This is a genomic window from Amycolatopsis plumensis, assembly GCF_042652605.1.
Classification (GTDB): Bacteria; Actinomycetota; Actinomycetes; order Mycobacteriales; family Pseudonocardiaceae; genus Amycolatopsis; species Amycolatopsis plumensis.
On record NZ_JBHSJY010000001.1, the window covers coordinates 9,176,640 to 9,195,234 of the forward strand.

An 18,595-nucleotide genomic window follows, 5' to 3' on the forward strand; every position below is an offset into this window, starting at 1 on the left:
CAATCGCGATCCGCGAGAGCTTGGTTCGTGTTCCCGGTGGCCGCCCGGTTTCCCTGGCGACTTGGAGAACTTTACACCCCCTCCGGAGGCCCGGAACAGGGGGGTCCCTTAACCGCGTTCCCGCAGGTCAGGGGTCTTTTTCGGGTCGCCGGAGCGGGTCAGCCGCCGAGCGCGACGCCGGCGACGTTCCGCTTGCCCTTGCGGACCACGAGCCACTTGCCGTGGAGGGCGTCCTCGCGGGACGGCTTCCACTCCTCGTCCGCGATCTTCACGTTGTTGACGTACGCGCCGCCCTCCTTGAGGGTGCGGCGCGCGGCGCCCTTGCTGTCCACCAGGCCCGCGGCGAGCAGCAGGTCGACGATCGTCGCGTCCCCGGACGGGTCGACCTTGCCGTTCGGCACCTCGGCCATCGCCGCGTCGAGGGTGCGTTCGTCCAGCTCACCGAGCTCGCCGCGGCCGAACAGCGCCTGGCTCGCGTTGATCACCTGGCGGGTCTGCTCCTCGCCGTGCACCAGCGTGGTGAACTCCTCCGCCAGCCGCTTCTGCGCGGCCCGCAGCTGGGGACGCTGTTCGGTGTCCTCCGCCAGCGCCGCGATCTCCTCCTGGCCGAGGAAGGTGAACATCCGCAGGTAGCGGACGACGTCGGCGTCACCCACATTGACGAAGTACTGGTACCAGGCGTACGGCGAGGTCATCTCCGGGTCGAGCCAGAGGTTCCCGCCGCCGGTGGACTTGCCGAACTTGCGGCCCTCGGCGTCGGTGACCAGCGGCGCGGTCAGCGCGTGCACGGCCGCCCCGTCCGTCCGGCGGATCAGGTCGACCCCGCCGACGAGGTTGCCCCACTGGTCGGAGCCACCGACCTGCAGCTTGCAGCCGTACTGCCGGTGCAGTTGCAGGTAGTCCTGCGACTGCAGGAGCAGGTAGCTGAACTCGGTGTACGACATGCCGTCGCCCTCGAGCCGGCGCTTCACCGTCTCCCGGTTGAGCATGACGTTGATCGAGAAGTGCTTCCCGACGTCGCGCAGGAACTCCAGCGCGGTCTGCTGCCCGGTCCAGTTGAGGTTGTTTTCGACGATCGCGCCGGTCGGCGAGTCGTCGAAGTCGACGAACCGCTCGAGCTGGCCGCGGATGCGCCCGGCCCACTCGGCGACCACGTCGAGGGTGTTCAGCGTGCGCTCGCCGGTGTCGCGCGGGTCGCCGATCATCCCGGTCGCGCCGCCGGCCAGCACGATCGGCCGGTGCCCCGCGCGCTGGAAGCGCTTGAGCATGAGCAGCGGGACCAGGTTGCCGGCGTGCAGGCTGGGCGCGGTCGGGTCGAAACCGCAATAGAGCGTCACGGGACCCTGGTCGAGCTCGCGCCGGAGGGCGTCGATGTCGGTGGACTGCGCGATCAGGCCGCGCCAGGACAGCTCGTCGAGGATGTGTTCGCTCACGCCTGTAGATCCTCCCGCACCAGGTCAACCGACTAACTGGCGGGTCGGACCCGCCGCTTCCCGCCGCGGCGGTAGGTGGACACGGCGGGTGAGCCGTCGACCCAGAACCGCCACGGCGTGTCCATCGCCATCGCGACGCCGACGCGCGGGCCGCTGCGGACCTGCTCGGCCGGCACCCGTTCGCCCACGTACAGCCGGACCGGCGACGCCGGGTCGGTCAGGTCGACGCCGTTTTCGTCGCGGTCGATGCGCAGCACCGACGTGAGGATCGCCGGGCCCTTGGCCAGCTCGCCGGTCCCCCGCGCGTTCGGCCGCCGCTTGCGCACGACGTCGAGGCCGGTGACGACCTCGCCCGCCCGCAGCAGCACCGCGCCGGCGACACCGTCGGTCGAGCCGACGATGTTCGCGCAGAAGTGCATCCCGTAGACGAAGTACACGTAGAGGTGACCGGCGGGACCCCACATGACGGCGTTGCGCGGGGTCTGACCGCGGTAGCAGTGCGACGCCGGATCGTCCTCGCCGCGGTAGGCCTCGACCTCGACCAGCCGGACGCCGACGGTGCCGTCCGGGCCGTCGGCCTCCAGGACCGAGCCGAGCAGCAGGTGGGCCAGGTCGACCGGGTCGAGCGCGAGTTCGTCGCGGGTGAACAACCGGCCTGCGTCGCCGCTCAAACGGTTTCCTCTCCTCGGCTGCCTGGCCCGGCCACCTTAACCCTTGAGTGACGTCGGCGGTGGCGTCAGCGGAGCGGTGAAGCCACTCCGTGAGAAGGTCATGGACTGATGGGCACCGGCCGGAACTCCAGTTCGCAGGACACGAAGCAGCGGCTCGTGGACGGCGTGCTGGAAGTCGTCCGGCAGCAGGGCATCACCGCCGTCTCCGCGCGGTCGGTGGCCAGTGCCGCGGGCGCGAACCAGGCGTGCGTCTCCGCGACCGAGGCGCGGGTCGCCCTCTACCGGGACCGGTTCGCCACCGTCGCCACGGTCGGCGAGCTGCTGGCGCTCGGCCGGGAGATCCGGACCGCGGAACGCGCGGAAGGCAACCTGGCCCTCCTCGCCCAGACCCTCGCCGGGGCGCAGGGCAGCGAACGGCTCGCCGAGGCCACCCGCGAAGGCCTCGACAAGTGGATCACCGAGGTGCGGACGGCCCTCGAGCGGGTGCTCGAGGGTTCGCCGCTGGCCGAGCTCGCGGACCCCGACGGGCTGGCCCACGCCGTGTCCACCGGGTTCCTCGGGCTGACGCTGTTCGACACGGTCGACCCCGACGGCGCCGAGCAGGCCGTCACCGCCTTGGAGCAGCTGGCCGTGCTCGTCGACGTCCTGGACGGGCTCGGCCCGGTGGCCACGCGGGCCGTCCGGGCCAAGCTCCGGAAGTCCCTCAGTTGAGCCACTGGCGGGCCGCGGTGACGCGCTCTTCCAGCCGCGCTCGCTGTTCCGCCACCCGGACGGGTGCCGTGCCGCCCCGGGCGTCGCGGGAGTTCACCGAACCTTCGACGGTCAGGACTTCGCGCACCGCGGGCGTGAGCGCCGGGTTGATCTTCTCGAACTCTTCGTCGGTCAGCTCGTCCAGGCCGACGCCGCGGGACTCGGCGACGCGGACGCTCTCTCCCGCCGCTTCGTGCGCGACGCGGAACGGGACGCCCTGGCGCACCAGCCACTCGGCGATGTCGGTGGCGAGGGTGAAGCCCGCCGGGGCCAGCTCGGCGAGCCGGTCGGTGTGGAAGGTGAGCGTTTGGAGCATGCCGGCGATCGCCGGGAACAGGAGCTCGAGCTGCTCGACCGAGTCGAACACCGGCTCCTTGTCCTCCTGCAGGTCGCGGTTGTAGGCCAGCGGCTGCGCCTTGAGGGTGGCCAGCAGGCCGGTGAGGTTGCCGATCAGCCGGCCCGCCTTGCCGCGCGTGAGCTCGGCGACGTCCGGGTTCTTCTTCTGCGGCATGATCGAGCTGCCGGTGGCCCAGGCGTCGTCCAGCGTGACGTACCCGAACTCGGCGGTGTTCCAGATGATCACCTCTTCGGCGATCCGGGACAGGTTCACCGCGAGCATCGCGACGGCGAAGGCGAACTCGGCGACGAAGTCACGCGAAGCGGTGCCGTCGATGGAGTTCTCGACGCTGGTGGCGAAGCCCAGCTCCTCGGCGACGGCCTCGGGGTCGAGGCCCAGCGACGAGCCGGCGAGCGCACCCGAGCCGTACGGCGACTCGGCCGTGCGGGCGTCCCAATCCTGCAGGCGCGAGACGTCCCGCAGCAGCGCCTGGCCGTGGGCCATCAGGTGGTGCGCGAGCAGCACGGGCTGAGCGTGCTGCAGGTGCGTGCGGCCGGGCAGGACGGCGTCCGGGTGCCGCTTCGCCTGCGACACCAGCGCGTCGATGACCTCCAGGGTGCCGGCGACGACCCGGCGGGCGGCGTCGCGCAGCCACATCCGGAACAGCGTGGCCACCTGGTCGTTGCGCGAACGGCCGGCGCGCAGCTTGCCGCCGAGCTCGGTGCCCGCCCGCTCCAGCAGGCCGCGTTCGAGGGCCGTGTGCACGTCTTCGTCGGCGATCGTCGGGGTGAACGCCCCCGACGCGACGTCCTGGGCGAGCGTGTCCAGCGCGGCCAGCATGCCGGCGAGCTCGTCTTCGGTGAGCAGGCCCGCCTTGCGCAGCACGCGAGCGTGCGCGCGGGACCCGGCGATGTCGTAGGGCGCCAGGCGCCAGTCGAAGTGCGTCGACGCGCTCAGCGCGGCCATGGCCTCCGCCGGACCGCTGGCGAACCGGCCGCCCCACAGCTGCACCGGCTGCTCGTTCCCGCTCACTGTTCTCGCTTCTCCTCGGTGTTCGTTCGATGTCAGGCGACGGTGATCCGGCCGTCGTACAGGACCAGGCGGACTTCGCCCGAAACGGTGTCGGTCAGCCTGGCGCATCCGCGGCCGGCCCGCCGTTCGAGGGCGGCGCACGCTTCGCGGCGCGAGATCCTCTGCGCCTCGCCGCGCACGCTCAGCATCCGGCGCGCTTCGGCGACGGAGACGGTCTCGCCGTCGATCGCCACCGGCACCCCGCCGTCGTAGGTGACGACGACCTCGTCCGGCGCGAGGAACTCGCCCTCGGCCGGGAAGATGTCGGCGATCATGGTGGTCCTTCGTCCGCCGACCGCTGGGCGAGGGCGGCGAACCGTTCGGCCAGGTCCTTGCCGGTCAACGGCTCGCGCGCGATCACGGCGACCGTGTCGTCGCCCGCGATCGACCCGACGACCTCTTCCAGGGCCGCCCGGTCGATCGCGCTGGCCAGGAACTGGGCCGCCCCGGGCGGGGTGCGCAGCACGGTCAGGTTGCCGGACGAGTCCGCCGAGACCATCAGCTCGGCCAGCAGCCGGGAGAGCCGGGACGTGCCGCCCTGCACACCGCGGACCGGGCTGCCGTCTTCGGGGATGACGTAGACCGGCGCGCCCGAGTCCGGCCCGCGCAGCTTGACCGCGCCCAGCTCGTCGAGGTCGCGCGACAGCGTCGCCTGGGTGACCTCGATGCCTTCGGCGGCCAGCAGCTTGGCCAGCTCGGTCTGGCTGCGGATGGTCATGGTGGACACGAGCTCGGTGATCCGGGCCTGCCTGCCCACTCGGCTGCCGGTCATCGTCGGCTCTCCTCGAACAGCCAGACGAGCAGCGCCTTCTGGGCGTGCAGGCGGTTCTCGGCCTCGTCCCAGACCGCGCTGGCCGGGCCGTCGATCACCTCGTCGGTGATCTCCCAGCCGCGGTGCGCCGGCAGGCAGTGCAGCACGATCGCGTCGTCCGCGGCCTTCTTCAGCAGCTCGGTGTTGACCTGGAGGGCGCGGAACGGGCCGACCCGGTCGAGCCCGTCGTTCTCCTGCCCCATCGACGTCCACGTGTCGGTGACGAGCACGTCCGCGCCGTCGACCGCCGCGTACGGGTCGGTGAAGACGGTGGCGGTGCCGCCGGTCTCGCTCGCGCGCTTCTTCGCGTCCAGCATCACGCCCTGGTCCGGCTGGAAGCCGACCGGCGAGACGACCCGGACGTGCATCCCGGCGGTGACCCCGCCGAGCAGCAGCGAGTGGGCCATGTTGTTGGCGCCGTCGCCGAGGTAGACGAGGGTGAGGCCGGCGAGCCTGCCCTTGCGCTCGCGGATCGTCATCAGGTCGGTGAGCACCTGACACGGGTGGAACTCGTCGGTGAGCGCGTTGACCACGGGGATCGACGCGGCCGACGCCATCGTCTCGATGCGCTTCTGCGCGAAGGTGCGCCACACGATCCCGTCGACGTAACGAGAGAGGACCCGCGAAGTGTCTTCGATGGTCTCTTCGCGGCCGAGCTGCATCGATCGGCCGTCGACGATCACCGGGTGGCCGCCGAGCTGGCTGATGCCGACCTCGAACGAGAACCGGGTCCGCGTCGAGTTCTTCTCGAAGATCGCCGTGACGGACTTGCCGGCGAGGGTCTTGTTGCCGAGCGGGTCGGCCTTGAGTGCGTCGGCGAGATCGAGGATGGCCTTCTGCTCGGCCGGACTGACGTCGTCGTCGCGGAGGAAGTGGCGCAGCATCAGTCGGAGTCCTTCGTGGTGGAGTCGAGCGCGTCCGGGAGCGCGGCGAGGAAGCCTTCGGCCTGGTCGCCGTCGAGGACGAGCGGGGGCGCGAGGCGGATGGTGTCCGGCGCGACCGGGTTGACGAGGTAGCCCGCGGCCTGGACGGCCTGAGCCACCGCCGCCGAGACCGGCTGCTTCAGGGCGATGCCGAGCAGCAGCCCGGCGCCGCGCACGCCGGCGACGAGCGGGTGGCCCAGCGCCTCGACGCCGGCCGCGATGTCCTTGCCCAGCGAGGCGACGTGGTCGAGGAGGCCCTCGGCGGCGATGGTCTTCAGCACGGCCAGGCCGGCCGCGCAGCAGACCGGGTTGCCGCCGAAGGTGGTGCCGTGCTGGCCCGGCTTGAGCAGGTCGCCCGCCGCGCCGACGCCGATCACCGCGCCCAGCGGCAGCCCGCCGCCGAGGCCCTTCGCCAGCGTGATGACGTCCGGGACGACGCCGGCCTGTTGGTAGCCGAACCAGGTGCCGAGCCGGCCGAGACCGGTCTGCACCTCGTCGAGCACCAGCAGCGTGCCGGTGGCCTTGGTGATTTCGCGGGCGGCCTGCAGGTAGCCGTCCGGCGCCGGGATGACGCCCGCTTCGCCGAGCACCGGCTCGAGGAACACGGCCGCGGTGTCGGTGTCGACGGCGGCCTTGAGCGCCGCGACGTCACCGAAGGGGACGTGCTCCACCCCGGGCACCAGCGGCTTGAAGGCGTCGCGCTTGCCGGGCTGGCCGGTGAGGGTCAGCGCGCCCATGGTCCGGCCGTGGAACGCGCCTTCGGCGGCGACCACCTTGGTGCGCCCGGTCAGCCGGCTGATCTTCAGCGCGGCTTCGTTGGCCTCGGCGCCGGAGTTGACGAACAGCACCTTGCCGTGGCCGGTGAGGCCGGCGACGTCGAGCAGCGCCTCGGCGAGCTCGACGGCGACCGGGTTGACGTAGAGGTTCGAGGTGTGGCCGAGCCGCTTGATCTGCTCGGTGACGGCTTCGACGACGGCCGGGTGCGCGTGGCCGAGCGCGTTGACGGCGATGCCGCCGACCAGGTCGACGTACTCCTTGCCGTCGGCGTCCCACACCTTCGCGCCCTCGCCGCGCACCAGCGTCAGCGTGGGGGTGCCGTAGTTGTCCATCAGGGCGGACTGCCAGTGCGCCTGGCCATCCACATTGGACTCGAGGTCGGTCACGGGAGCTCCGTTTCGGGGAAGACCATGGTGCCGATGCCGCGCGAGGTGAAGACCTCCAGCAGCACCGAGTGGGCGAGGCGGCCGTCGATCACGTGCGCCCGGCGCACGCCGCCGCGGATGGCGCGCACGCACGCCTCCATCTTCGGGATCATGCCGCTGGCCAGGCCGGGCAGCATGGTCTCGAGGCGGTCGACGCGGATGCGGTCGATCAGCGACGACCGGTCGGGCCAGTTGGCGTACAGGCCTTCGACGTCGGTGAGCACCACGAGCTTTTCGGCGCCCAGCGCGGCCGCGAGCGCACCGGCGGCCGTGTCGGCGTTGACGTTGTGCACCACGCCGTCGACGTCCGGGGCGACGGTGGAGACCACCGGGATGCGCCCGGCGTTGACGATGTCGAGCACCGCGTCCGGGTTGACCTCGGCGACCTCGCCGACGAGCCCGATGTCGACCTGCTCACCGTCCACAGTGGCCTGTTTGCGCTCGGCGGTGAACAGCCGGGCGTCCTCGCCGGAGATGCCGACCGCGTACGGCCCGTGCGCGTTGATCAGCCCGACGAGCTCGCGGCTGACCTGCCCGGTGAGCACCATCCGGACGATGTCCATCGTCTCCGGCGTGGTGACCCGCAGGCCGCCCTTGAACTCGCCTTCGACGCCGAGGCGCTTGAGCATCGCGGTGATCTGCGGGCCGCCGCCGTGCACGACGACCGGGCGCAGGCCGGCCAGCCGGAGGAAAACCATGTCCTCGGCGAAGGCCGACTTCAGCTGATCGTCGATCATCGCGTTGCCGCCGTACTTCACCACCACGGTGGCCCCGTGGAACCGCTGCAGCCAAGGCAGCGCCTCGATGAGCACCCCGGCCTTTTCGGCCGCCGTCGCGAGTCGTTCGTCCGCGGAAATCAGAGCCTCCTGGTTCATGAGGAGTACGCGCTGTTCTCTTCGACGTAACCGTGCGAAAGATCGGTGGTGTAGATGGTCGCCGTGCTCATGCCGACGCCGAGGTCGACGACGATTTCGATGGCCCGGCCGGTGAGGTCGGCCTCGGACCGGTCGGCCGCGGGCACGCCCTGGGCGAACAGGGTGACGCCGTTGATCGCGATCGACACGGCGTCCGGGTCGATGCGGGCCGGCACCCGGCCGAGTGCCATGGCGATCCGGCCCCAGTTCGGGTCGGAGCCGAACAGCGCCGTCTTGACCAGGTTGTCCTCGGCGATCGTGCGGGCGACGGCGATCGCGTCGGCTTCGGTGGCCGCGCCCCGCACGGTGACGTCGACGTCCTTGGTCGCGCCTTCGGAGTCGGCACGCAGCTGGAGCACGAGGTCGTGGCTGACCGCGGTGAGCAGCTCGGTGAGCTCGGCCTCGGTGGGTTCGACCCCGCTCGCGCCGGACGCCAGGACCAGGACGGTGTCGTTGGTGGACGTGCCGCCGTCGACGTCGAGCCGGTCGAAGGTGATGTGGGTCGCCGCGCGCAGGGCCCGGTCGAGGGTTTCCTTGTCCACCACCGCGTCGGTGGTCAGGACCGAGAGCATGGTGGCGAGGTTCGGCGCGAGCATGCCCGCGCCCTTGGCGAAGCCGCCGACGCTCCAGCCGCTGTCGTGCTTGGCAAACGCCTGCTTCGGCTTGGTGTCGGTGGTCATCACGCCCTTGGCGGCGTTGAGGCTCGCTTCGGGGCTCGCGTCGAGAGCCTTGACCGCGGTGTCCACTCCGGACAGGACGGCGTCCATCGGCAGCCGCTCGCCGATCAGGCCGGTGGAGCAGACAGCGACCTCGATCGCGCCCGCCTCCAGGACTCCGGCGACCTTTTCGGCCGTGGCGTGGGTGTCCTGGAAACCGCCGGGGCCGGTGGCCGCGTTGGCGCCGCCCGAGTTGAGGACGACGGCCTTCAGCCGCTGCTGCTTGAGCACCTCCTGCGACCACAGCACCGGCGCGGCCTTGATGACGTTGCGGGTGAACACGCCCGCCGCGACGTCGAGCGGCCCGTCATTGACGACCAGGGTGAGGTCGAGCGCGCCGGAGGCCTTGATCCCGGCGGCGACGCCGGCGGCGCGGAAGCCCTGGGGGCCGGTGACGGTCACGGTGCCACTCCTACGGTGGGAAGCCCGGTGGTTTCCGGGAGGCCGAGGGCCAGGTTCATCGACTGGACGGCACCGCCGGCGGTGCCCTTCGTGAGGTTGTCGATCGCGGCGACGACGACCAGGCGCCGGGCGTCGGCGTCGACCGTGACCTGCAGCTGGGTGTTGTTCGAGCCGAGCGTGGCCGCGGTCGTCGGCCAGGCGCCCGCGGGCAGCAACTGGACGAACGGCTCCGCGTCGTAGGCCTTTTCGTACGCCGCACGGGCCGCGGCCTCGTCGACGCCGTCCTTCAGCGGGGCGGTCGCCGTGGTGAGGATGCCGCGGGGCATCGGCGCGAGCACCGGCGTGAAGGACACGGTGACCTTCTCGCCCGCGACGGCCGAGAGGTTCTGCGCGAACTCGGGGGTGTGGCGGTGGGCGCCGCCGACGCCGTACGCGCTCGCCGAGCCCATCACCTCGGAGCCGAGCAGGTGCGGCTTGAGGCTCTTGCCCGCGCCGGAGGTGCCGGTGACCGCGACGATCGTGACGTCGGGGTCGATCAGCCCGGCGGTGAACGCGGGCGCCAGGGCCAGCGACCCGCCGGTCGGGAAGCACCCCGGCACGGCGATGCGCTTGGTGCCGGCGAGCCGTTCGCGGGCGCCGGGCAGCTCGGGCAGGCCGTACGGCCACTGGCCGGCGTGGTCGCCGCCGTACCAGCGCTGCCAGTCGGCCGCGTCGGCCAGGCGGTGGTCGGCGCCGAGGTCGACCACCAGGACGTCCGGGCCGAGCTGCGCCGCGAGCTCCGCCGAGTGCCCGTGGGGCAGCGCGAGGAAGACGACGTCGTGGCCGGCGAGCGTCTCCGGCGTCGTCTCGGCCAGGACGCGGTCGGCGAGGGGGACGAGGTGGGGCTGGTGGACGCCGAGCTTCGTGCCCGCGCTGCTGGCGGCCGTGAGCGCGCCGATCTCGACCCCGGGATGGGTCAGGAGCAGGCGCAGCAGCTCACCACCCGCGTACCCGCTGGCTCCGGCCACCGCGATGTTCACCGTCATACGCATGATTATGCACGCCCTTGCAAGTCTAAACAAACCCGGAGTGGTGGCCGCCACCTTGGGATGCTGGGCCCATGACGGACACCCCGGCCCGGTTGCTCGGCCTGCTTTCCCTGCTCCAGACACCTCGCGAGTGGCCGGGCAGCGAACTCGCCGAGCGCATGGGCGTCAGCCCGCGCACCATCCGCCGCGACATCGACCGGCTGCGCGACCTGGGCTACCCGGTCGAGGCCAGCCGCGGTGTGGCGGGCGGGTACCGGCTGGTCGCCGGCACCGCGATGCCCCCGCTGGTGCTCGACGACGAGGAAGCCGTCGCGATCGCCGTCGGGCTGCGGACGGCGGCGGGCCAGACGGTCGACGGCATCGAGGAAGCGTCCGTGCGGGCGCTGGCCAAGCTCGAGCAGGTCCTGCCGGCGCGGTTGCGGCGGCGGGTGGGCACGATCGGCACGGCGACGGTCGCCGTGCCGGCCACCGGACCGGTCGTCGACCCGGCGCAGCTGACGGTGTTCGCCGCGGCGATCACCAACCACGAGACCGTCCGGTTCCGCTACCGAGCCCACGACGGCGCCGAGACCCGGCGCCGCGCCGAGCCGCTGCGGCTGGTCGCCGCGGGCCGCCGCTGGTACCTGGTCGCCTACGACCTCGACCGGGCCGACTGGCGCGTTTTCCGCGCGGACCGCGTCACCGAGGCTCAGGCGACCGGTGGCCGGGCGGTGCCGCGCGAGCCACCAGCCACGGACCTGGCGGCCTACGTCCTCGACCGGTTCTACGACCTGGCGCCGTCGTACCGGGCGGTGGCGGTCTTGGCGGAACCGGCGTCGCAGATCGCTCCCCGGCTGGGACCGGCGATGGGCGAACTGACCGACCTCGGCGACGGCCGCTGCCGGTGGCGGAGCCACACGGACACGGTGGACTGGCTCGCGTTCCGGCTGCTGGGCCTGGGGTGCGCGTTCACGGTCGAGGAACCGCCAGAACTGGTGGCACACCTGAAGGTGCTCGCCGCCCGCGCAACCGCGGCCGTGCCGGACTGACCGGCGATTTTTTCCTCGCCCGCCTGCCGACGTGCTCCGGCGCACCGCCTTCGGTGACCTGCTCACTGAATCCTCCCCTGATTGATCGGCTCACCGGACCCGGCGGTGGGCCGGTCCACCCTGCGGACCGGCCCACCGCCACCAGTCAGCCCGGCTCACCTCCGTCCAGGTCCGTGCGCCTGCTCGGCGGCACGGGGAGGTAGCAGCCCGGGTTCTCCGGGTCGCAGCCCACTCGCGGCAGCCGGGCGCGGATGCCGCCGGGGGTGCGCTCGAAGTACGCCGCGAGCTGCGCGACGCTCTCCCCCGCGATCCACCGGCTCTCCAGCTCCGCGTCCGACTCCTCGCTCCACGGGCGGCCCTGCTGGGCGGGCCGGTCCGCGGATCTTCGCCGCGGCCCGCGGCCGGCGCCGGTCGCGGACAGCAAGCCGTCCGCCACGAGCTCCGCCACCGTGTCCGCCACCGCGACGTCGACGTCGAGGCTGCCCTCGGCGACCGGTTCGCCGCCGGGACCGCCGGCTTCCAGGGTGATCATCACCCGGGGTGTGGGTTCGGCGCGGTCGACGTCCGTCCTGGTCGAGACCACGATCTGGTAGATGTTGTCGGCTGCCCGGATCTCGGTCCGGCGCTCTTCGATGATCGACATGCCACGAAGCTAGCGCGCACCCCCGACAATTTTCGGCCACGCGCTGCTCACGGCCCACTCCGCTCCGAAATTGTCGGACCCCTCCCCTAACGTCGGCGATGACCACGAACCGTCACGAGGAGGCGACGATGGGACACCGGCGGACAGGACACTGCCCCGGTCCGGAAGAACCGGGCCGGGGCAGCGGGGTGAAGCAGTTTCGCTCAGAAGTGCAGCAGCTGGGCCAGCGTGCTCTGCTTCTCCTGGGCGGCCTTCGCGGTGTTGTCCGACTTCTGCGCCGCGGCGCCGTCGGGCACCGGCGGCGGCACCGGGCTGCACTGGACGTCCGAGTGGTTGCCGGGCTGGCGCTTCGGCAGGGTGCCGTTCGCCAGGTAGTCGGCGATCTTGTCGTCCACACAGGACACCCCGGACAGCGAACCGGCGTGCGTGGTCCCGCCCGGCGCGCTGATCAGGCTCGAGTTCGGGAACCGCTTCCGCACCTCGAGGCTGCCGGTGTACGGCGTGGCGGCGTCGAGCTCTTCGCTGATGAGCAGGGCACCGGCCACCTTGCGGCCGTCGATGTTCACCGGCTTGCCCGCCTTCGCCGGCCAGAACACGCAGGGCGCGTTGAACCAGGCGTTGCCCCACGTCTCGAACGGGGCCTTGAAGTAGGTCAGCCAGTTGTCGACCCGCCACCGGTTCCAGTCGGTCGGCCACTGCACGTCGGTGCACTGCACGCCCAGGTACACGGCGAAGCCGTTGTCGTTGCCCGGCGGGTTCGAGCTGTCGTAGAGGTCCTTGAGCGTCTGCCAGTCACCCCGGTGCACGTAGCCGTCGAAGGCCTTGGCCATGTCGACCCAGCCGAAGACGTAATAGCCGGCCTGCAGGAAGATGTCGGTCCACTCGTCGCCGCCGATGACCCCGCCCGCCGGGTTCTCGGCGAGTTTGTGCTGCGTGGCGTACCACAGCTTCTCGACCGCGTCGCCGGTGTTGCCCAGGTGGTAGACGTCGTCGTACTTCGCGAGCCAGTCGAAGTAGATCTTGATGTTCTTGTCGAACGCGACGTCCTGGTCGAGGTTGGCCTGGTACCAGACCTTCCGCGGGTCGACGTTGCCGTCCAGCACCATCCGGCGGACGTTCTTCGGGTACAGGGTGCTGTACACCTGGCCGAGGTAGGTGCCGTAGGAGAAGCCGTAGTAGTTGATCTGCTTCTCGCCGAGGGCCTTGCGCAGGCTGTCCATGTCCTGCGCGACGTCGGTCGTCTTGAGGTGGTTCAGGATCTCGCCGTTCTTGCGGCACGCGTCGGCGTACCCCTTCGAGCGGTCGAGCCAGGTCTTCTCCAGCTGCGGCGTGGTCGGCACGTACGCCGGGCGGTTGTAGCTGAAGTAGTTCCCGTCGCAGCTGACGGCGGGCTTGCTGGACCCGACACCCCGCGGGTCGAAGCCGATCCAGTCGTAGTTGTCCCCGGCGTGGTTCGGCACGTACTTGCCGAGCACCGAGAGGCCGAGGCCGGAGCCACCCGGGCCGCCCGGGTTCACCAGCATGATGCCCTGGGACTGCGCGGTCTTGTGCTTGATCCGCGAGACCGCGACGGAGACCTTCGCCCCGCCCGGCTTCGCGTAGTCCATCGGCACTTCGAGGAAGCCGCACTCGGCGCCGTTGGCCTTGAGGCTCGCCGACGCGCAGGGGCCCCAGGCGATCGGCGCGGGGGTGAACTGCACCCCGGTTTCCGCCGAGGCGGCGGGCGCGGCGGCCAGCAGCCCGGCCGCGAGCCCCGCCGTGGCGATGGCGGCAACGATTCGTTTCACAGTCGTCCTTTTCGTCCGCATTCGACAGCGTTCGCCAGATTTCGACGAAACTACCGGCAACCCCGGACAATCTCGCTGACCGACGCGACTTTCGCCATCCGCCTTTCGTTGGTACCTGGCGCGGCCGCGCGGCGGCGGAACTGTCGGTGGCCGGCAGTACGCTCCGGATCGCCGGAGCCCCACGGGAGGACAGATGAACGCGGAAAAGCTGGTCACGGCGATCCGCGCCGGGCTGGCGGAGCTGGCCGACCCGGCGAAGCGCCGGCGATGCAGGCGTACATGAAGTCGGCCATGCCCTTCCGCGGGGTGGCGAAACCCGAGCGCAGCGCGCTCCTCAAGCGAGTGCTGGCCGACCACACATTGACCGATCGGGTGACGTTTTCGGCGGCCGTCCTGGCGCTGTGGCGAGCAGCCGAATTCCGCGAGGAGCGCTACGCGGCGATCGATCTGTCCGGATACCGGGCGTACCGGCGCTGGCAGGCCCCGGACCTGGTCCCGCTGTACGAGGAAATGATCGTCGGCGGGGCGTGGTGGGACTACGTGGACGAGCTCGCCATCCGCCGGATCGGCCCCATTCTCCGGGAGTACCGCCCCCGGATGACCCCGATCATGCTGGCGTGGGCCCACGACACCGACCTCTGGCGCCGCCGGACGGCGATCATCTGCCAGGTGGGCGCGAAGGGGGAAACGGACACGGACCTGCTCACCCGGGCGATCGAGCCGTCGATCGCCGAGCCGGAGTTCTTCCTGCGCAAGGGAATCGGGTGGGCGCTACGGGACTACGCGAAGACGGCGCCGGACTGGGTACGGTGCTTTGTGGACGATCACCCGGGGTTGTCCGGGCTGTCGAGGCGGGAGGCGCTGAAGCACATCGGGTGAGGTGAGGTTCCTCGGGGGCCGGGGGCCGGGGGCCGGGGGCCGGGGGCCGGGGGCCGGGAGGATCGGATCACGTACCCAGGCAGTCGACTCGCGTACCTGGAGGATCGGCCTGCGTGCCTGGAGGGTCGGCTTGCGTGCCTGGAGGGTCGGCCTGCGTGCCTGGAGGGTCGGCCTGCGTGCCTGGAGGGTCGGCTTGCGTGCCTGGAGGGTCGGTTGCGTGATGGGAGGGGGATCTTGCGTGTCTGGAGGGGCTTTTTGCGTGATTGCTGGGCCATCACGGGGTCCGGCCCCTCCCGGGCTGGTGCGCGGGAGGGGCCGGACTTGGCCGTCAGGCGCGGAGGGTGGCGTTGAAGCGCTCGCCTGCCGCTGCCACCGCCGCGTCGCGGGCCTTGGTGGCCTCGTCGACCGTCAGCGTGCGGTCCGGGGCGCGGAAGCGCAGCTTGTACGCCAGCGATCGCTTGCCCTCGCCCACCTGCTCGCCCGCGTACACGTCGAACAGCGTGATGTCCTCCAGGAGGTCGCCCGCGCCCTCGCGCAGCACCGCGGCGAGGTCCGCCGACGGGACCTCGGCCGCCGCCACCAGGGCGACGTCCAGGAGCACCGGCGGGTAGCCCGACACGCTCGGCGCCGGGCGGTCGTCCGGGAGCGGGATGGCGTCGAGGTCCAGCTCCATCGCCACCGTGCGCGGCGGCAGGCCGAGTGCCTCGACCACCTTCGGGTGCAGCTCACCCGCGTGGCCGACCGGCCAGTCGCCGACCCGGAGCTGGGCGCAGCGACCGGGGTGCCACGGCGGGAGGTCGGCCGCCTGGACCGTCAGCTCGACGCCGGCCGCCTGCGCGACCGTGCGGGCCGCCTGGACCGCGTCGGCCCAGTTGGCCGGCTCGCCCGCGCCCCACCAGCCCGCGCGGCGGCGGTTTCCGGCCAGGACCACGGCCACGTGCAGCGGCTGCTGAGGCACCGCGGCCTCCAGCAGGGCCAGTTCCTCGTCCGACGGCCGCCGGTCGACGCCGAGGTCGGGGACCTTCAGCGGGTTCGGCGCCGGGAGCACCACCTGGCCGATGTGGTACAGCGAGACGTCCTTCAGCCCGCGGGACACGTTGCGCTGCATCGTGTCCAGCAGGCCCGGCAGCAACGTCGTCGCCAGGCGGTTGCGGTCGGCTTCCAGCGGGTTGCGGACCACGACCGTGTTGCGGCGGACGTCGTCGGCCGGGAGGCCGAACGCGTCCCACACGGTGTCGCTGATGAACGGGAACGGACGCACCTCGACGTACCCGGCCTCGGCCAGCGCCCGGGAAACGCCGCGGACGCGACGCTGGGCGTCGGTCAGGCCGCGGCCCGCCGGGGCCGCCGGCAGCGTCGACGGGATGCTGTCGTAGCCCTCCAGCCGCAGCACCTCTTCGACGAGGTCGGCCGGCTGGCGCAGGTCGCCGCGCCAGCTCGGCGGGATCGCCGTGACCAGGCCGGTTCCGTCGTCGCCCGTGCCGACCGAGACCTTGCAGCCGATCTGGGTGAGCCTGCGGACGGTGACCCCGCGCTGGTAATTCACGCCCGCGACCTTGTCGGGCAGGTTGATCGGCATCACGACCGCCGGGTTCGGCTCGACCACGCCCTCGTCGGTGCGGCCGGGCTGGATGGCCGCGTCGCCGTACTGGCGCAGCAGCCGGGCGGCCAGCTCGACCGCGGCCGCGCACAGCTGCGGGTCGGTGAACCGTTCGAACCGCTTGGCGGCCTCCGAAAACAGCTTGTGCCGCCGCGCGGTGCGGCTGATCGCGGCCGGGTTCCAGTGCGCCGCCTCGAGCAGCACGTCCGTGCTCTCCGGCGTGATCTCCGTACTCGCGCCGCCCATCGTGCCGGCCAGCGAGATGACGCCGCTGTCGTCGGCGATGACCACGTCGTCCGGGTCGAGCGTGCGCTCGACGTCGTCCAAAGTGGTCAGTTTCTCGCCCGCCTTCGCCCGGCGCACCACCAGATCGCCCTGGATGGCCTTGGTGGCGAACGCGTGCAGCGGGTGCCCGAGCTCCAGCATCACGTAGTTGGTGACGTCGACGGCCAGCGAAATCGACCGGATGCCGGCCAGCATCAGCCGCCGCCGCATCCGCCACGGGGTCGGCGCGGTGGCGTCCAGGCCGGTGACCCGGCGCAGCACGAACCGCGGGCAGCCTTCCGGGTCCTCCACGCGGACCGGCCAGGCGTCGCCCTCGGCCGCCGGGACCTCCAGCAGGGCCGGGTCGCCGAAGGGCACGTCGAGCGCGTTCGACAGCTCGCGCGCGAGGCCGCGGATCGACAGCGCATACCCGCGATCGGGGGTCGGGGCGAGCTCGATCACCGAGTCGTCGAGGCCGAGCAGCTCGCTCGCGTCGTCGCCCGGGCTCGCGGTGCCCGACGGCAGCACGAGGATGCCGGTGTGGTCGTCGCCGAGGCCGAGCTCGCGCGCCGAGCAGATCATGCCGTCGCTGATCCGGCCGTAGGTCTTGCGGGCCGCGATCTCGAAGTCGCCCGGCAGGACGGCGCCCGGCAGCGCGACGACGACCAGGTCGCCCTCGACGAAGTTGCGCGCGCCGCAGATGATGCCGCGGGTCTTGATGCCGTGCGGGCCCTCGTCGAACTCGCCGGCTTCGTCGTCGTCCTCGTCGTCTTCGTCGTCGAGTTCGTCGAGCTCTTCGGCTTCGTCGGCGGGCTCGCCGACGTCGACGCGGCAGAAGCGCACCGGCTTCTTGAACTCGGTGAGCTCCTCGATCTCGGCCACCCGGCCGACGACCAGCGGGCCGGTCACGGGACCGAGCTCGCGCAGGTCGTCGACCTCGATGCCGATCCGGACGAACGCGTCGGCCAGGTCCTGCGGGGTGACCTCCTCAGCGAGCTCGAGGTGTTCGGTCAGCCAGCTGACTGGGACTCGCACTACGCCTCCGTTCCGAAGGGAAGGGTGAAGCGGACGTCGCCCTCCACCATGTCGCGCATGTCGGGGATCCCGTTGCGGAACTGCAGGGTGCGCTCGATGCCCATGCCGAAGGCGAACCCGGAGTACACCTCGGGGTCGACGCCGCAGGCGCGCAGCACGTTCGGGTTGACCATGCCGCAGCCGCCCCACTCGACCCAGCCGGGGCCGCCCTTCTTCTCTTCGAACCAGACGTCCACCTCCGCGGACGGCTCGGTGAAGGGGAAGAAGTGCGGACGCAGCCGCGTCTTGGAGCTTTCGCCGAACATGGCGCGGGCGAAGGCGTCCAGCGTGCCCTTGAGGTGGGCCATGGTGATGCCCTTGTCCACCGCCAGGCCCTCGACCTGGGTGAACACCGGCGTGTGGGTCGAGTCGAGCTCGTCGGTGCGGTACGTCCGGCCGGGGCAGACGACGTACACCGGCAGATCGCGGTGCAGCAGCGTGCGCGCCTGGACCGGCGAGGTGTGCGTGCGCAGCACCAGGCCCGAGTCCTCTTCGCCGACGTAGAACGTGTCCTGCAGCTGCCGGGCCGGGTGGTCCTTGCCGAAGTTCAGCGCGTCGAAGTTGAACCACTCGGCTTCGAGCTCGGGGCCCTCGGCGATCTCGTAGCCCATCGCGACGAAGGCGTCCGCGACGCGTTCGGAGATGGTGCTGATCGGGTGCCGGGCGCCGCGCGGGACGCGGTCCCACGGCAGGGTGACGTCGACGGCTTCTTCGCGCAGCACGCGTTCGTCGCGCTCCGCCTGGAGCTCGGCGCGGCGGGCGTCGAAGGCCGCCTGGACGGCCTGGCGGGCCTCGTTGACGCGCTTGCCCGCCTCGGCCTTTTCCTGCTTGGGCAGGGCGCCGATCCCGCGGCGGGCCAGGCCCACCGGGGACTGGTCACCGAGGTGGGCCGGCTTGACCTCGGCCAGCCCTTCGAGCCCGGTCGCGGCGGCGAACGCCGCTTCGGCGGCCTTGACCGCCTCCTGCAGCGTCTCGGGGGCGAGTACCGCGCCCTGTGCTTCCTTCTCCGTGGCTCCGGACATAACTCCTCGGCGTCCGCTGGGACTGGTCGTTCGCGCTCCG

Annotated in this window: 16 protein-coding genes and 1 pseudogene; 3 read left to right on the forward strand and 14 right to left on the reverse strand. The window is 71.8% G+C overall.

The window, feature by feature from the left end; all coding sequences use genetic code 11:
• Window positions 1–158 precede the first annotated feature (158 nt).
• Both tyrS and ACFPLC_RS44205 read right to left on the reverse strand, forming a co-directional pair.
• Entirely contained in the window at window positions 159–1,433 is a 1,275-nt protein-coding gene (gene tyrS, locus ACFPLC_RS44200; RefSeq protein ID WP_378207840.1) for a tyrosine--tRNA ligase, read from the reverse strand.
• A 32-nt stretch (window positions 1,434–1,465) separates the two neighbouring features.
• On the reverse strand, window positions 1,466–2,104 hold the full coding sequence (locus ACFPLC_RS44205; RefSeq protein WP_191313272.1) for a DNA-3-methyladenine glycosylase: 639 nt from the start codon (window positions 2,102–2,104) through the stop codon (window positions 1,466–1,468).
• Between the two features lie 108 nt (window positions 2,105–2,212).
• Here ACFPLC_RS44205 and ACFPLC_RS44210 point away from each other — a divergent pair, with 108 nt between their 5' ends.
• Window positions 2,213–2,815: a TetR/AcrR family transcriptional regulator gene (locus tag ACFPLC_RS44210; protein WP_378207838.1), complete on the forward strand. Its 603-nt coding sequence runs from the start codon at window positions 2,213–2,215 to the stop codon at window positions 2,813–2,815.
• On the opposite strand, the gene argH is transcribed toward ACFPLC_RS44210, so the two are convergent.
• From argH to argC, 8 genes are read right to left on the reverse strand one after another with little or no spacing between them, the layout of a single operon-like run.
• The gene (gene argH / locus ACFPLC_RS44215; protein ID WP_378207836.1) at window positions 2,808–4,223 is read right to left on the reverse strand and encodes an argininosuccinate lyase; all 1,416 of its coding nucleotides are present in this window, start codon (window positions 4,221–4,223) and stop codon (window positions 2,808–2,810) included. The genes ACFPLC_RS44210 and argH overlap by 8 nt on opposite strands.
• A 32-nt stretch (window positions 4,224–4,255) precedes the next feature.
• Window positions 4,256–4,537: an argininosuccinate synthase gene (locus ACFPLC_RS44220; RefSeq protein ID WP_378207833.1), complete on the reverse strand. Its 282-nt coding sequence runs from the start codon at window positions 4,535–4,537 to the stop codon at window positions 4,256–4,258.
• Window positions 4,534–5,034, reverse strand: a complete 501-nt coding sequence (locus ACFPLC_RS44225) for an arginine repressor (protein ID WP_191313262.1) — start codon at window positions 5,032–5,034, stop codon at window positions 4,534–4,536. The genes ACFPLC_RS44220 and ACFPLC_RS44225 overlap by 4 nt, the downstream gene beginning before the upstream one ends.
• Window positions 5,031–5,957 (reverse strand): ornithine carbamoyltransferase, encoded by a 927-nt coding sequence (argF, locus tag ACFPLC_RS44230; protein WP_191313260.1) that lies wholly within the window; start codon window positions 5,955–5,957, stop codon window positions 5,031–5,033. The genes ACFPLC_RS44225 and argF overlap by 4 nt, the downstream gene beginning before the upstream one ends.
• Complete coding sequence (locus ACFPLC_RS44235) at window positions 5,957–7,159, reverse strand: acetylornithine transaminase (RefSeq protein ID WP_378207830.1); 1,203 nt, start codon at window positions 7,157–7,159, stop codon at window positions 5,957–5,959. Before ACFPLC_RS44235 ends, argF begins: the two co-directional genes overlap by 1 nt.
• Window positions 7,156–8,073, reverse strand: a complete 918-nt coding sequence (argB, locus tag ACFPLC_RS44240) for an acetylglutamate kinase (RefSeq protein ID WP_191313256.1) — start codon at window positions 8,071–8,073, stop codon at window positions 7,156–7,158. Before argB ends, ACFPLC_RS44235 begins: the two co-directional genes overlap by 4 nt.
• Window positions 8,070–9,230, reverse strand: a complete 1,161-nt coding sequence (gene argJ, locus ACFPLC_RS44245) for a bifunctional glutamate N-acetyltransferase/amino-acid acetyltransferase ArgJ (RefSeq protein WP_378207827.1) — start codon at window positions 9,228–9,230, stop codon at window positions 8,070–8,072. The genes argB and argJ overlap by 4 nt, the downstream gene beginning before the upstream one ends.
• Entirely contained in the window at window positions 9,227–10,255 is a 1,029-nt protein-coding gene (gene argC, locus ACFPLC_RS44250) for an N-acetyl-gamma-glutamyl-phosphate reductase (protein ID WP_378207824.1), read from the reverse strand. Before argC ends, argJ begins: the two co-directional genes overlap by 4 nt.
• Before the next feature lie 74 nt (window positions 10,256–10,329).
• Here argC and ACFPLC_RS44255 point away from each other — a divergent pair, with 74 nt between their 5' ends.
• A complete protein-coding gene (locus ACFPLC_RS44255) occupies window positions 10,330–11,286 on the forward strand; it encodes a helix-turn-helix transcriptional regulator (protein ID WP_378207821.1) in 957 nt (318 codons plus the stop codon).
• A gap of 145 nt (window positions 11,287–11,431) precedes the next feature.
• Here the strand turns inward: ACFPLC_RS44255 and ACFPLC_RS44260 are convergent, their stop codons facing one another.
• Both ACFPLC_RS44260 and ACFPLC_RS44265 read right to left on the reverse strand, forming a co-directional pair.
• Window positions 11,432–11,929 (reverse strand): helix-turn-helix domain containing protein, encoded by a 498-nt coding sequence (locus ACFPLC_RS44260; protein ID WP_378207818.1) that lies wholly within the window; start codon window positions 11,927–11,929, stop codon window positions 11,432–11,434.
• A 203-nt stretch (window positions 11,930–12,132) separates the two neighbouring features.
• A complete protein-coding gene (locus ACFPLC_RS44265) occupies window positions 12,133–13,716 on the reverse strand; it encodes an alpha/beta hydrolase (RefSeq protein WP_191313245.1) in 1,584 nt (527 codons plus the stop codon).
• A 193-nt stretch (window positions 13,717–13,909) separates the two neighbouring features.
• Here ACFPLC_RS44265 and ACFPLC_RS44270 point away from each other — a divergent pair.
• Window positions 13,910–14,595, forward strand: a pseudogene (locus ACFPLC_RS44270) (DNA alkylation repair protein).
• Between the two features lie 328 nt (window positions 14,596–14,923).
• On the opposite strand, the gene pheT reads toward ACFPLC_RS44270, so the two are convergent.
• Both pheT and pheS read right to left on the reverse strand, forming a co-directional pair.
• Complete coding sequence (gene pheT, locus ACFPLC_RS44275; RefSeq protein WP_378207815.1) at window positions 14,924–17,494, reverse strand: phenylalanine--tRNA ligase subunit beta; 2,571 nt, start codon at window positions 17,492–17,494, stop codon at window positions 14,924–14,926.
• Entirely contained in the window at window positions 17,494–18,555 is a 1,062-nt protein-coding gene (gene pheS, locus ACFPLC_RS44280) for a phenylalanine--tRNA ligase subunit alpha (RefSeq protein WP_191313238.1), read from the reverse strand. The genes pheT and pheS overlap by 1 nt, the downstream gene beginning before the upstream one ends.
• Window positions 18,556–18,595: the final 40 nt, after the last annotated feature.

Coding starts and splice junctions, on each gene's coding strand:
- ACFPLC_RS44210 (WP_378207838.1), top strand. CDS start 2,213: ATGGGCACCGGCCGGAACTCCAGTTCGCAGGACACGAAGCAGCGGCTC.
- ACFPLC_RS44220 (WP_378207833.1), bottom strand. CDS start 4,537: ATGATCGCCGACATCTTCCCGGCCGAGGGCGAGTTCCTCGCGCCGGAC.
- ACFPLC_RS44225 (WP_191313262.1), bottom strand. CDS start 5,034: ATGACCGGCAGCCGAGTGGGCAGGCAGGCCCGGATCACCGAGCTCGTG.
- argF (WP_191313260.1), bottom strand. CDS start 5,957: ATGCTGCGCCACTTCCTCCGCGACGACGACGTCAGTCCGGCCGAGCAG.
- argB (WP_191313256.1), bottom strand. CDS start 8,073: ATGAACCAGGAGGCTCTGATTTCCGCGGACGAACGACTCGCGACGGCG.
- argC (WP_378207824.1), bottom strand. CDS start 10,255: ATGACGGTGAACATCGCGGTGGCCGGAGCCAGCGGGTACGCGGGTGGT.
- ACFPLC_RS44255 (WP_378207821.1), top strand. CDS start 10,330: ATGACGGACACCCCGGCCCGGTTGCTCGGCCTGCTTTCCCTGCTCCAG.
- ACFPLC_RS44260 (WP_378207818.1), bottom strand. CDS start 11,929: ATGTCGATCATCGAAGAGCGCCGGACCGAGATCCGGGCAGCCGACAAC.
- pheS (WP_191313238.1), bottom strand. CDS start 18,555: ATGTCCGGAGCCACGGAGAAGGAAGCACAGGGCGCGGTACTCGCCCCC.